The following is a 13,393-nucleotide window of genomic DNA, read 5'->3' as shown; positions in this document are numbered from 1 at the left end:
TTGGCGGGAAATTCTTGTAGATCGGGCTTTGACTTACAATTTACCATTCTCGAGAAGGTATCATTTAGCAACGCTCTAAAGCTAGCTAGATGCCCAGTAATTATGCTTTAATAAGAGAATATAACCTGAGAATTTAGAGTTTATTATGACTTTTGTGATTACCGAAAGCTGCATCAAATGCAAGTACACTGATTGTGTGGAAGTTTGCCCGGTCGATTGTTTTTATGAAGGTCCAAATTTCTTAGTCATCCATCCTGATGAATGCATCGATTGCGCTTTGTGTGAGCCTGAATGCCCTGTGCAAGCGATTGTCTCCGAAGATGATTTGACTGAAGATCAGATGCAATTCAAAGAGCTTAATGCTGAACTCTCCAAAACTTGGCCCAATATTACGTCTAAAAAGGATGCACCTGAGGACGCTAAAGAATGGGAAACTGTCAAAGATAAACTTCAATATTTGCAAAAAGAGTGGGAGAAGTAATAGAGCTCGTTGATGATGTCGTTGCGCATTGTCAGCGTGTCTTAAGCGACAAAGGAAGACTTGCCACGGCTCTCCCTGGTTTCGTGGCGCGTCAGGCACAAATTGAATTATCGGTAGCTATAGCACAAACAATTACTGAGCGTTCAACTTTAGTCGCTGAGGCTGGAACTGGCACAGGAAAAACATTTGCCTACTTGCTTCCCTGCCTCTTAAATGGCAAAAAAGCGCTAATCTCAACTGCCACAAAAACGCTTCAGGATCAATTATTTCAAAAAGATTTACCAATGCTTGTTCGGGCGCTTGGTTTGTCGCTACGCGTTCAAAATCTTAAAGGCCGAGCGAATTATCTTTGTCGTTATCGTGTGCATTTGCATGCAGAGGAAGGACGGTTTGTTAGTCCTCAATGTGCCCATGAAATTTTGCATGTACGCGAAAAACTGGCGCAATTGACAGAAGGGGAGCGCTCAGAGTTACCGGAAATTAATGAAGACTCACCTGTTTGGCCCTATGTAACTTCTTCCGTGGATAATTGTCTAGGTGGGGACTGCGAATATCATCAAACTTGCTTTTTAGTCAAAGCCCGTAAGCGAGCATTGGAAGCCGATGTCGTGGTGATTAATCATCATTTATTTTTTGCTGATTCGCGCTTAAAAGAAGAAGGGTTTGGCGAGCTTTTACCCGGGGTTGATGTGGTTATTTTTGATGAAGCACATCAACTTACAGAAATTGCAGCGAATTTTAATGGCCAACGAGTTGGGACAAAACAATTTCGTGATTTAATTGATGATTTATTGCGAGAATGGCCAGTACTTGATTTAGCCAATCAGCCGTTGAAGCAATTAAGCGTACAAATGGATAGGGTCAGTGATCAATTATTGCTAGCCTTAACAACAAGCGAAGAACGATTTGCTTGGGATGAACTGAAACGCTTTAAAACCTTTGATTCAGCTTGGAAGGCCTTGCTTGATTTAGTCAATCAGCTTTCAGACTGCCTCGATTCAGCGAGCATTGAAGCGACTTCCGGTTTAGCCCGCTGCCAAAAACGATTAGATGAATTAAAAACGCTGCTACGGAATTTTGAACAGGCAGATAGTCAACAAATCCGTTGGGTAGAGCGATTTAAGCATAGTTTGGTTTTTCATGCGACGCCCTTTGATATTGCTGATGCATTTAGCCAATTATTGCTACGTCAGCAAGCCGCCTATGTTTTTACCTCAGCCACTTTAACGATGGCGTCTTCGTTTGATTGTTTTATTAAACCCTTAGGTTTATTGAAAGCAAAAACCTTAGCATTACCTAGTCCCTTTGATTATCAACAGCAGGCTTTACTTTATTTACCGCGTAATTTGCCTGATCCTAAAAACGCAAATTATTACGAATCATTGGTTGAAAGGGCTCTACCTGTTATTGAGGCCTGTGGAGGACGTTGTTTTTTCTTATTCACCAGTCATCGGGCTTTAAAATTGGTTGCTCATCTACTGGCCAATACTTTAAACTACCCACTATTAATTCAAGGTGATGAAGCAAAACCTATTTTATTAGCCCGTTTTCGTCAACTCGGCAATGCAGTGTTATTGGGCACGGCAACGTTTTGGGAAGGGGTTGATGTGAAGGGGGAAGCCTTATCCTGCGTCATTATTGACAAATTACCTTTTGCAAATCCTGCAGATCCCGTAACTCGCGGAAAGATGGCTTATTTGCAATCGCGTGGCTTGTCTGGTTTTGACGAATTATCGCTACCCAATGCGGTCCTAGCCTTAAAACAGGGTGTGGGTCGTTTGATTCGCGATGCAAGCGATCGTGGTGTTTTAATGATTGCGGACCCTCGTTTAACGGGAAGAGAGTATGGTCGCTATATTTTTGCTAGTCTACCAGCACTCCGTAAAACGCGGGATGAACAAACCGTATTAAATTTTATAGATAGCTTGGCTTTAAGAAATGAACCTGTTAGCAATTGATACTTCAACCGAATGTGCTTCTATCGCTTTACTGCGAAATGGAGAGTTACGCTCCGACGAGCAAGGCGCCCAGCGCAGTCACGCCCGTTTAATTTTGCCTATGGTGGAGAATTTATTGGCTGAGGCTGAATGGAGTTTAAGCCAACTAGACGCCATTGTTTATGGTCGCGGACCTGGCAGTTTTACCGGGCTTCGAATAGCCTGTAGCGTAGCAAAAGGGCTTGCTTATGCGCAAGATCTACCCTTATACCCCGTCAGTAGTCTTGCTGCTATAGCGAATGAAGCCTTGCAGCAAGAATCCAATCTTCAGGAAGCTGCCGTGCTTGCTGTACTTGATGCTCGTATGAATCAGCTCTATTGGGCTTATTTTAATGCTCAATCTTATCAGGTTGACGAGCAGGTTTCTTTCGTTGCAGATATTGGTTTGGAAGATGAGAAACCTTTAATTTTAGCGGGGGTAGGTTATGAATCCTATTTGCCGCAGTTTTCTCCTGCAATCCAAAAGAGAATGGATAAAATGCTTACTATTTATCCTAAGGCTGAAGCGATGATTCGCCTTGTTTTAACCGGCAAAATAGACGCTGTTAGCGCGGCGGATGCTTTACCTGTCTATATTCGCAATCAAATAACTCAAGGAGAACCTCGTGGATAATCGGTTGCTTGAAATTTTAGTATGCCCGCTTTGTAAAGGTAAATTATTGGTTAAGGATAATGAATTAATTTGCCGGTTTGATCGCCTCGCTTATCCGCTTCGTGATGGAATCCCTGTCATGTTGGAACAAGAAGCACGATTGATACCGTTAGAGGAAAAAGAACAATTATGAGTATCGATTTTCATGTGGTTATTCCGGCCCGTTATCAATCTTCTCGATTACCGGGTAAGTTGTTATTAGAACTGGAAGGAAAGACAGTCATTGAGCGAGTCTACAGACAGGTGCTTAAGGCTAAGCCTAAATCCATTATAATCGCTACCGATAGTTTAGAGATTGCAAATCATGCTGCAGATTTTGGTGCGCAAGTTCAAATGACTGCGGTTAGTCATCAAACAGGGACCGATCGCATTGCGGAGGTCATTGCTAGGGGCCAATTTGCAGGACAGGACATCATTGTGAATGTACAAGGTGATGAGCCTTTGATAGCGCCGGAGTTAATCTTTCAGGTAGCGCACAGTCTTTACAATTCACCACACTCAATGGCGAGCTTATGTTGGCCGATTGAGAGTATTGAGCAATTGCATAATCCTAATGTTGTTAAAGTAGTGCGAGATCAACATAATGATGCGCTTTATTTTTCTAGATCTACAATTCCTGCGCATCGCGATAACCCTCAAAGTACTGCTCAGATTTTTCGTCATATTGGTTTATATGCTTATAGAGCAGCTTTTCTACTTGATTTTGTGACCTGGCCGGTTTGTGAACTTGAGGCTTGTGAAGCCTTAGAACAGTTACGAGCGCTTTGGGCCGGGTACAAAATTAGAGTGGATGAAGCTTGTGTGGAACCTTTGCAGGATATTAATACTCAGAATGATCTGTTTTTAGCGCGTAAGTTGCTGAAAAATAGAGTTTGTTAGTAATATTGGTAACGACGAAGATAGCCACTGTCTTGAGGATATCGTCTATTTATCAAAGCGAATCCTCGCGACTTTGACTGCGGAATCCATGGCGCTAGCTTGCTCTGCTTTCTAGCCCTATTGAAATGGACCCCTGGTCAAGCCACGGGGATTCGCCAGTGTAAGTTGGGCCAAGGCTTGAGGTATCGTCACTTTTTTTGAACAAAAATAGGTGTTGTTCCAATCAGTAGCTCGATCCGTTCGGGCTGAGTAAGCCGCGTAGCGCTGTCTCGAAGCCTTGGTGCAAAGCACCTTCGAGTGCCTTAGGACAGGCCCTTCGAGATGTCGCTGGCGCTCCTCCTCAGGCTGAACGGTTCAGTAAAACACTGGATTTGGCTCGAAATATTATTCAAAAAAAAAGTGACGAGCCTCCAGGCCCAAGGCCTAACCAACAATTAGGTAACCCGGTAGAGACTCGACGCTCGGGCTATCAAGCCGCCGCGGCGGCGGCAGCAAATACTGGAAGAACTTCATTGCCCGTTTCTCTCAACAGCTCCTCAGTTTTACAAGCCCAAGGTGTTTTAGGTGTCGGGAAAAAGCGAGCTTTTTCGTTTTCTTCTCCTTTTAAATAGCCCCCGACTTGGTGTTTGAGCGTTTGTAATGGTTTTAAAATATAAATACGAATCCATTGAATAAACTCTGGAATCACACCCTCGGATAAACTTTCCATTTTGGTATGATGAATAGTCTGGTTTACCATGTCGATTTGTTGCAATGCATATTTTTTATCAGCACAGGCAAGTAAGCGCTCATAAGTTTCCTGTGGATTAATGATGACTATACCAGTGGCTGCTTGTTGTTCTTTTTCAGTGAGCATTCCGAGCAACTCGCTACTGATATACATTTGATTAATTTCATCAAACTTTAGTTGCATTTCTAATAATTTAAATAATCGTAGATCCACCTTATTTAAATAATCTTTGTACTCAGCAAGCCGCGCATAGTTAGCTACTGTTCCGGGGATTGCTCTTAATTCTTGAAGCTTTGCTTTTATTTCTTGATCGTCTTGGGCAAACTCATTCTCATCCCCATCTTCGGGATCGGTTTCAAGTGCACTATCTATGTATTTGTCAAGTATACGCCTATATTCTTTTTCCATCGTTTCAATGACATAAAGTGACTTTTGATAGGCGGCTGATTTTAGACGAGTCTCAATGACTTTTGCTTTTTCAAAAACTTGAGCTCGAGCATCTAAGGCCTCTTGAGCCTTGCGAATGTCTTCTTCTAAAAAAAGAATGTGGGCTTTCATTTGAGAGTTATCGGCTCTATCGATGTTTTGATATCTCTCTATAACCTCATTAATGGCTATATGGACTTTCCGATTTTGTTGGTTGAGTTCTATTATAAAAGGATTAATTTCGCTTAATCTATCCCCCAGAGCAGGGCGTTGTCTCATTAAATCAGTCAATTTTTGTTCGTAAAAACGGTTTAATAAGTGCCGTGCTTCTTGTTTATGGCTTTTTAAACCCATTAACAATTTTTCAACCACTCGCTTTACAAGATGGAGATCAGTCTCTTGTTGGGTTGTGTGCCATAATTCCTGAAGTTTAGTAGAATAAGGTTTGAGAATTTCGGCGACTTCTTCAGGTTGGTAGCAACTAGATAAGATGGCTTTAGTATCGTTAATTTCAGCATCAAGTGTCCGTAGTAAGCTATATTTGTCTATGTCATAGGTCTGTTCCAAGGCTAATATTTTTCTTGATATTATTTGTTCAAGGCCATCACTTGCCATGAATTCTTTATCTATTTGTCCCAATTTATTAAGAACTGCCTGTTGTAAATCAGTAAGTTGTGACAAGCGATCAAGTGGTGATTCAATTGATTTTAATTTCTCTTTTTCTTGCTGAAATTTAGTAAACTCCATCTTTAAAGAAGTCTCTAATTCAATCAGCTGAGTAATAATCTCATATCCCTCTTTAACCTCTGCAGACGAGCCGTATTCATTCGAAAATAGCATTAATTTAAGTTGTAAGAGATTTTTATTATAAAAAATCTTGGAAGTTAAACTATTAAATAATTCGTTGATTTTTTCTTCTTGATCAATCTGAATATCTTTTAAAATATGATAGTTTTTTATTTGTGTAATTTGAAATGAAGTTAACTTATTAGCGAGGCTGCGAAGCATAATAAGCTGTTTTCTATCTAATAATTCACTGCTTTCAGCTGAATTGGTATTTAAAAAATCATCAATAAGCTTTTTAGCATCTTTGAAGAAGGGGAGGTTAGTGGCTACAGTCGTTTGCGTTGGTGCAGGAGCGACTGATTTAAATAATTCAGTTAAAAATTCATCAATGCTTGCTTTATCAAGTACCTGTGTTTCAGGTGCATTAATGCTAAACCAATGCGCTTTTTCTCCTAGATGTTGAAGTAATCTAATTCGGAAACTCTGAATTTCGTGAGTGTTTAACGAGAGATCTTTTGCTTGTAAATCGGTGATAATTTCTTCTATAAATGCTGTAAGCTGTTTGGTAAAAAAGAGAGTGTCTCGGTCTTCTTTGTCACCTAATTGAAAGGTAGAGAAGGTTAACAAAAAACATTCGAGGGCGATTTTTGCCTTGTCTTTAGCTATATTTAATTCCTTCTTTAATTCTTCCGGGCTCCTGGCATTTGATTGAAGTATTGCCTGTCTTTCCAAAATTCTTGTTCGTAATCGTTCTTGAGCCTTGGTTAGGTTCATCATTTGCATGAGAGCTTCATTGAGTTGAGCCTGGATGTTCATCTCAGCTGAAAAACTATTAAGAAGCGGATGTGTATTTTTAATTAATTCGAAGGCTGATCGATTGAGTCTTTTAAGCTCCTGTAACCATTTCTTAAGCAGCGGATCTAGTTGAGCCAGCTCAATAAGTACCTCGTTTTCTATAGAAAACCCTTCTTGTAAGCCAGCAAGGTTTTTAAATTTATTTTGTTGCTGCTGGATAACTTCTCTCAGTGCAGCGTACTTTGCTGCTAAATCAGAAATTTCTCTTTCGACACCTGAATAATTCTCGCTAGTCGTAAAAATAACAGGTGCTTTGCGGCCAGATCCTGAATAAAGAGGTCTAATCATTTCTTGAGTTACACAAAGTTTGGAGGGATTTTGAGAAATTTCTTCCATATAGTGTGCAATTTTACCCAGCTTTGCTTCTCTTCTTTTGTCATTTTTAGATTCCCATCCAGACTTGAGTCTGTTGAGATCCGCTAAAAGAGTTTGGTTTGTTTCTTCAACCACTTTTTTGAAATGTTGTATTTGCAGCGTCAATCGCTCGAGAGGCTGAGGATTAATAGGACTGCCACTTTCATTGTATAAAGAGGGGCTCCAACCAAGTCCCTGAGTATTGGCAATTGATTTCAGGAAGGTCTCGCATTGCTGTGCGATATCTGCTTCTAGTTGAGCTAGGCTCTTGCTATATTGGTGAATAAGATGGGGCGTAATATCTTTCTCTTTTTCCCAGAGAGCTCTTAAATCATCAATCTTTTGTTTAAGTGCGGAGTCTAATTCGACCGGTAAATTAACAAGGTGTGCTAACTTTGCAATTTGGTTTTCTATTGCTTGTAAGCCCAGTAAAATTTTTTGTTTCTCTTTACCCATGGAGCACCTTGTTTAAAAATTATTATTTAGGTGCGACAAAGGTATCATTCAAAGCTTAAGAAAATCTTAAAGATATGTATCCAATGTGTAAAGAAATGGAGTCGCTATCCCATTGATTGGGGATAGGAGCCAAGTACAGTCATCATAACCGACATGGAGGTAATCTCATTCAAGGCAAGTTGAATAGGAGGCTCGGATTGATGGCCTTCGAAATCGATAAAAAAGAGGTAGGTCCAATTGCGATGACGATAGGGACGAGATGCAATTGAAGTCATATTAATTTTATATTTTTCAAGTGGAGACAGTAAATTCAATAAAGTACCAGGTTCATGAGGGGTGGAAATAATAATTGATGTTTTATCACAACCACTTGGACCAGGGAGTTGTTTTCCTAGGATAATAAAGCGAGTTGTATTATTTGGATAATCCTCAATATGCTGATGCAATTTTTGCAACTTATGTATTTCTGCAGCATTATCTCCGCAAATTGCGGCAGAATTCGGATCGTTTGCAGCAAGTTGTGCTGCCAAACCATTACTACCTACTTCTTGGAGATTGGCTTTGGGATAATGAACAGCGAGCCAATGCCGACATTGAGCTAAGGTCTGTTGGTGCGCATAAATCGTTTCTAAGGGCTTATCGGGGTCGAGGCGCACAAAATGATGACGAATACGCAAGGAAATTTCGCCACATATTTGCACGTCGGAACTGATTAGATTATCGAGGGTAATATTCACTACCCCTTCAGTACTGTTTTCGATAGGTACGACACCATAATGGACATTACCATTTTCGACCAGTTTAAATACTTCAGTAATAGAGGGCTCGGGAACGAGATTTACACTTTCACCAAAATGCTTGATAACAGCTTGTTGTGAAAAAGTGCCCTCTGGACCTAAATAAGCAATCGATAAAGGTTCTTGCAAAGCAAGGCAAGCACTCATGATGTCACGAAAAATGCGGGCGACTTCGCGATCAGGTAAGAGGCTAGTATTATTGGCAACAATCGAACGGAGAATTTGTGCTTCTCTTTCAGGACGATAATAAACAGGGCTATGTTGCAACTTCTTGATTTTAGCCACTTCTGCTGCAAAAGTTGCACGCTCGCTCAAGAGGTTAAATAGTTGCTGATCGATTTTATCGATTTTATTGCGGATGTTTTTTAGTGCTTCTTCTGTCATGGCCGCGCTGATCCTTTGTTGGGAAAGGGCAGAGAGTCTATGATTAGAATAGCATGTGCAATAATAAAACGAAATGCCAAAATCAAGCTATTTTTTTAAGGTTCTCGCATCTTGCCTTTTTTTACGTAAATACAATAAAAAAGCCGGTAGGATCATAATGATAATGCCACTACCAAAGATAAGTCGAAAATGAGCAGCGCCTCCTATATCCATACTGCTTTCAGGAGGAATAAAACCAATAAATAAAGTAATGGCACAACCTGCCAAGCCTAGTGCGCAGGTTAAATAATAACCAAAGTAGCCGCCTGGAATAACAAAAGGACGATGTAGATTGGCAAATTTGGTTTTCAAACGCCAGGCCGCAATAAACATCAATACATACATTAAGATATATAATTCCGTACTCAAAGCGGTAAATAACCAATAAATTGCGTTAATACTAGGAAATAGCAAGAATCCGCTACATAACAAAGTCACTAATAGGGCTTGCAGAATTAAGATGCGCGATGCAATACCACGATGATTTAAGCGATAAAGCCAATGAGGCAAGAAGCCATTATCTGCAGCTAGTAACAGGCCTTTTGCGGGGGAAATAATCCAATTCACCATGCTTCCTAAGCTACCAAGCAATAGCAAAATAACAATGACTGGCATCAGTGCAGTGAGGTGATAAGCTTGAAAGAAATTGGTAAACGCACGCATCACCCCATCCACCAGGCTAATTTTTTCCTGAGGAAGAACGAAAGCAATGGCGAGAGAGCCGAAAATCATTGTTGTCAAAATGAGGATAACGGACATCAACATAGCTCGAGGAAAATTATGCTGCGGATTGCGCACATTTCGCACGTGCACGGCAGCTAATTCCATACCCAAAAAGGAAGTCATGATCGCTGTCAGTGAGACCCAAGATTGGGTATCGCCCCAATGAGGTATTAAATGATTTAAATGGAGATCAATAGAGATAGGATTTCCCTTAATGAGCCAAATGGCGGCAAGAACAATAATAAAAGCCATCGGTAAAATCATACCAACTACCGCACAAAAGCTTGCAAAAGCAGCAGAGGCGCGCAATCCCGCAAGTCCTAAGAAAGTCAGTGACCAAAAAACAATTAGAATGACGCTAATCAAATAATATTTATTTTGCGCTAATTCAGGATTAATGAGATAAGCCAAAGTACCTGCAATGAAAGAAAGAATAGTAGGATACCAGACCATGGTATTGATCCATTGAAGCCAGATCGTAAAAAAAGCCGCAGTTTCACCAAAAGCATGCTTCACCCAGCTGTAAACACCCCCTTCCTCTTCAGCCCAGGTCGAAGATAACTCCGCAGAGACTAATGCGACGGGAATTAGAAAAATTATAGCGGAAAAAATAAAGAAAAAAATGAGTGAAGAACCAAACAGGGCAGTAGCAGGTAAATTACGGATACTGTCAATAGCCCCAGTAATTAATAATACTAATGCAAATACTGAAATTTTTTCAGAAGACCAGGCTTTCATAGTTGACAGTTCCAAAGAGCCATTTTGGCAAAAAGATATGCATTATAAGGGAATGATTGAATGCATGAAAAGCATTTTTTTCCGTTAGGAATAAGATTGTGGGTTATGATGGATGCAAGCTTAGATCCCATGCACTGTGATAACAATGCGACGCTCGTCTGCATGATTCCGATGTTCGCACAAATAAATCCCTTGCCATTGTCCCAGCGCCAGCTGTCCCTTGCTTATCGGGATTGTCAGGCTAGCTCCAAGTAAGACATTTTTAATATGCGCCGGCATATCATCTGCACCTTCTAAAATATGGCGATACAGTCTCTCATCGTCTGGAATTGCTCGGTTAAAATAAGCTTCCAAATCGATTGGTACATCAGTACAGGTGTTTTCGCTAATGGTGAGTGAAGCAGAGGTATGTTGTAAAAAGAGATGCGCTAAGCCAGTCTGTACAACTGGCATAGTAGTCATGCTTTGTTGGATCTCAGCGGTGATCAGATTAAAGCCGCGTGATTTCCTCGGTAAAGTGCAAAGGTTCTGCCAATAAATCGGAATCATTTTATCCATGACGGTAACCATCGCGACAGGCTGGCGAAGTGGGTAGAGTTTGCCCGCTCGTTTGCCATTCTTCAGGTGTATATAAATGCATACTCAAGGCGTGCATTCCCGTGTCTAATTCTTCAGCTAATAAATTATTAACTAGGCGATGACGAGCAATTTTTGTTAGGCCATTAAATTTTTCAGTAACGACCGTTAATTTGAAATGGGTTTCAGCTCCTTCAGGGACTTGATGTCGATTCGACTCATTAACCACCTCTAAATAATTGGGAATGAGTTCTAGGGTGAGGAGTTGATTAATACGTTCTTGCCGAGACATGATAATGCCATTTATTGGTTGAAAGTTTTTAAAGTATACCTACTGATTAACCGGTTGTCATTTTTTAGTATAGTTGTTAATCTATTTGATCTTATATATATCAGGGAAGATGATGCCAAAACTTCATAAGAAAAAAACAAGTGTTAAAATTAAAGAAGAGCACTTACAGAACTCCGATAGACATCTATGGATAGAGGCTTTAAAGCAAGCTCAGCTACCAAAGTTAATTTTTAAACACTGTCAACTCGAAGCGCTTCCATTAAGTCGTTTATTCTTTGAATTGAGGAATAAATACGAAGCCATTGAATTTATCGACTGTACTATTGTTTCTACTGACATTAATAATTCGATGCAGCTATTACTTGCTAAAATAGCAAATATGCTGAAACAAACTAATCCAATCGAATTTACTGTCATCGATACCCAACAGCACTATGATTTAAAGAAACTGCCCTGGGATGCATTAATTGATAATTTAATGAATACAAATTCGTCTTTAGTCCTTAATGTCCTGGATTTAGAGGGGCATCCTGTCCATTTAGAGATAAAAACAATTAAATGGAGAGAGTTAATTGGTGAAAAGGAAAGCCATCAAGAGTTAGTTATTCCTTTACTTGATGCTCCCCCCTTACTCATTTCTTTTTCTGAGCAAGAAGAAAAGTTAATCGTAAAACAAGGAAAATCTTCCTACAAGAAATCAGAGGATGAGGATTCAATTGAAAAATCCGCCATTAATTCACGGATTATATTTAGTTATTTAACTCAAGTTGCCTGTCTTGCAAAAACTCAGAATTTATCACTAGAGATTAATACTAATCTTGATTCATTTAATGAGTTTGTCTATATCTATGATGCTAAGTCAGGTAGAGGAGATTGCAACGCCTCTTTACACAATGATTATGGCGGTGGATATGGAAAATCCATACAAGAAGCGGCTTTAGCAGAAAGATTACCTAAATTGCTTTCAAACTTACCCCGCGTCACGCGCTTAGAAGTATTTAACTTAAATTCACGCTTGTTAAGCGAAGTAGAATTTGCTAATTCATTGTCCACCTCAGCTTTTGATGCGCTAGAAACGATGGAAATCATTGGTAACGCTGAAACCCAAGAAAGCAAAGCTCAATTTTTCAAAGCTTTAAAGGGCATGGAGCATTTACAAGAATTAGAGCTTCTAGGCCAGGTTTTGTTGGAGGCGGATATGGCTGATATAGCTTACCTTTTAATGTGTAAGGAAAAGCTTCAAAAAGTCACCTTAGGGGGAGCCAATCTTACCAATAGGGCTATTAAATGTTTGGCCCATGAGCTTAGTAGTTTAAGAAAAGCTAAGCATGTTAAAGAACTAAAAAAATTGAATTTAAGTAATAATAGCCGCCTAGATGAAGAGGGATATACGCAAGCCGCGTTAAAAGATTTTTTAAAGATATTAAAATTACTTAGACCTCAAGAAGTTGGGCATGATTTTGCTCCTAGTAAAAAGATAGATGCTTTACTGCGACCAAAAACGGAAAAGGAAGAATCTTTATATAGTAAGAGAGAAGAGTTTTCAGGAAGAGAGAAAGAAGAGTCTTATGGCACAACAGAAGAGCTTTCTTATAGTACGAAAGAAGAGTTGTCTGCCAGAAAAACAGAAGAAACTTCTTATACTGGAAATGAAGAGCCCTCGGGAGTGGAATTTTCTTTCAGCCATCCTGTTTTTGGTAACCATTTAATGCGAGTTAAATCTGATACGGAATCCTCGACCACAGGCGATGAAAGTGGCTATTCACCTCGTCCTGAAATCCAGGGAGAAGTTGAGTATTTATCCCGTGTTGCTATTTTTCGCACAGAATCACAGGTAGAACTCACAAAGAAAAGAGTGACAGAAAAAGAATATGCAAAAGAAAATGCAACGATCCCTGGTCGAATGCTATACCGAAGCCAAGATTTTCCGAGTCTAAAGGGGTCCTCGAATCGAAATGCTACAACAAGTCGATTTAGCTGCAATGTCAACCCAGTACGCCTGAAGAAAAATCCCAAAGTTGAGAGCGAGACTGATGACCCCATTATAAAAATTGATTAGGTGGTTTTTTGATTGTTCAGGGGGCCTAAGACCCCAACTTAACTTAGTGAATCCCTACGGGGATTCGCTTGATTTAAAATAAAAACACCGTGGGCTTGCTAGGCTAAGTGAAAAGTCGTTTTAGTACCTGGTAAAGAATAAAAAGATTCCTTTATGTCTAGACTGAATT

11 protein-coding genes are annotated in these 13,393 nt (G+C 40.0%); 6 read left to right on the top strand and 5 right to left on the bottom strand.

Going from position 1 to position 13,393, the window contains the following annotated elements; translation table 11 throughout:
• The first annotated feature begins 145 nt into the window (after window positions 1-145).
• Genes fdxA through kdsB form a run of 5 tightly spaced genes read left to right on the top strand, consistent with a single transcriptional unit; the run spans window position 146 to window position 4,009 of the window.
• Window positions 146-481: a ferredoxin FdxA gene (gene fdxA / locus Ldro_RS10920; protein ID WP_058496450.1), complete on the top strand. Its 336-nt coding sequence runs from the start codon at window positions 146-148 to the stop codon at window positions 479-481.
• Window positions 469-2,439, top strand: coding sequence for a DNA repair helicase YoaA (locus Ldro_RS10915; RefSeq protein WP_058496449.1), 1,971 nt, complete (start codon window positions 469-471; stop codon window positions 2,437-2,439). Before fdxA ends, Ldro_RS10915 begins: the two co-directional genes overlap by 13 nt.
• Window positions 2,420-3,091, top strand: coding sequence for a tRNA (adenosine(37)-N6)-threonylcarbamoyltransferase complex dimerization subunit type 1 TsaB (tsaB, locus tag Ldro_RS10910; RefSeq protein ID WP_058496448.1), 672 nt, complete (start codon window positions 2,420-2,422; stop codon window positions 3,089-3,091). The genes Ldro_RS10915 and tsaB overlap by 20 nt, the downstream gene beginning before the upstream one ends.
• Entirely contained in the window at window positions 3,084-3,263 is a 180-nt protein-coding gene (locus Ldro_RS10905) for a Trm112 family protein (RefSeq protein WP_058496447.1), read from the top strand. The genes tsaB and Ldro_RS10905 overlap by 8 nt, the downstream gene beginning before the upstream one ends.
• Window positions 3,260-4,009, top strand: coding sequence for a 3-deoxy-manno-octulosonate cytidylyltransferase (gene kdsB / locus Ldro_RS10900; protein WP_058496446.1), 750 nt, complete (start codon window positions 3,260-3,262; stop codon window positions 4,007-4,009). The genes Ldro_RS10905 and kdsB overlap by 4 nt, the downstream gene beginning before the upstream one ends.
• A gap of 469 nt (window positions 4,010-4,478) precedes the next feature.
• Here kdsB and Ldro_RS10895 read toward each other — a convergent pair whose 3' ends face one another.
• The 5 genes from Ldro_RS10895 to Ldro_RS10875 form a co-directional block, all read right to left on the bottom strand.
• On the bottom strand, window positions 4,479-7,616 hold the full coding sequence (locus tag Ldro_RS10895; protein WP_058496445.1) for a hypothetical protein: 3,138 nt from the start codon (window positions 7,614-7,616) through the stop codon (window positions 4,479-4,481).
• A 104-nt stretch (window positions 7,617-7,720) separates the two neighbouring features.
• On the bottom strand, window positions 7,721-8,797 hold the full coding sequence (gene pheA / locus Ldro_RS10890) for a prephenate dehydratase (protein ID WP_058496444.1): 1,077 nt from the start codon (window positions 8,795-8,797) through the stop codon (window positions 7,721-7,723).
• Between the two features lie 87 nt (window positions 8,798-8,884).
• Entirely contained in the window at window positions 8,885-10,297 is a 1,413-nt protein-coding gene (locus tag Ldro_RS10885; protein WP_058496443.1) for an APC family permease, read from the bottom strand.
• Between the two features lie 120 nt (window positions 10,298-10,417).
• Complete coding sequence (locus Ldro_RS10880; RefSeq protein ID WP_238584014.1) at window positions 10,418-10,846, bottom strand: secondary thiamine-phosphate synthase enzyme YjbQ; 429 nt, start codon at window positions 10,844-10,846, stop codon at window positions 10,418-10,420.
• 1 nt (window position 10,847) lies between these two features.
• Window positions 10,848-11,165, bottom strand: coding sequence for a BolA family protein (locus tag Ldro_RS10875; protein ID WP_058496442.1), 318 nt, complete (start codon window positions 11,163-11,165; stop codon window positions 10,848-10,850).
• A 109-nt stretch (window positions 11,166-11,274) separates the two neighbouring features.
• Between Ldro_RS10875 and Ldro_RS10870 the strand changes: the two genes are divergently transcribed.
• Window positions 11,275-13,224 carry a leucine-rich repeat domain-containing protein gene (locus Ldro_RS10870; protein ID WP_131764205.1) on the top strand — a complete coding sequence of 650 codons (1,950 nt, stop codon included), beginning with the start codon at window positions 11,275-11,277 and terminating at the stop codon, window positions 13,222-13,224.
• Window positions 13,225-13,393 lie beyond the last annotated feature (169 nt).

Source organism: Legionella drozanskii LLAP-1, from assembly GCF_001467585.1.
Classification (GTDB): domain Bacteria; phylum Pseudomonadota; class Gammaproteobacteria; order Legionellales; family Legionellaceae; genus Tatlockia; species Tatlockia drozanskii.
The sequence above is the reverse complement of the archived record's forward strand: the minus strand, read 5'-3'. Positions and strand labels throughout refer to the sequence as shown.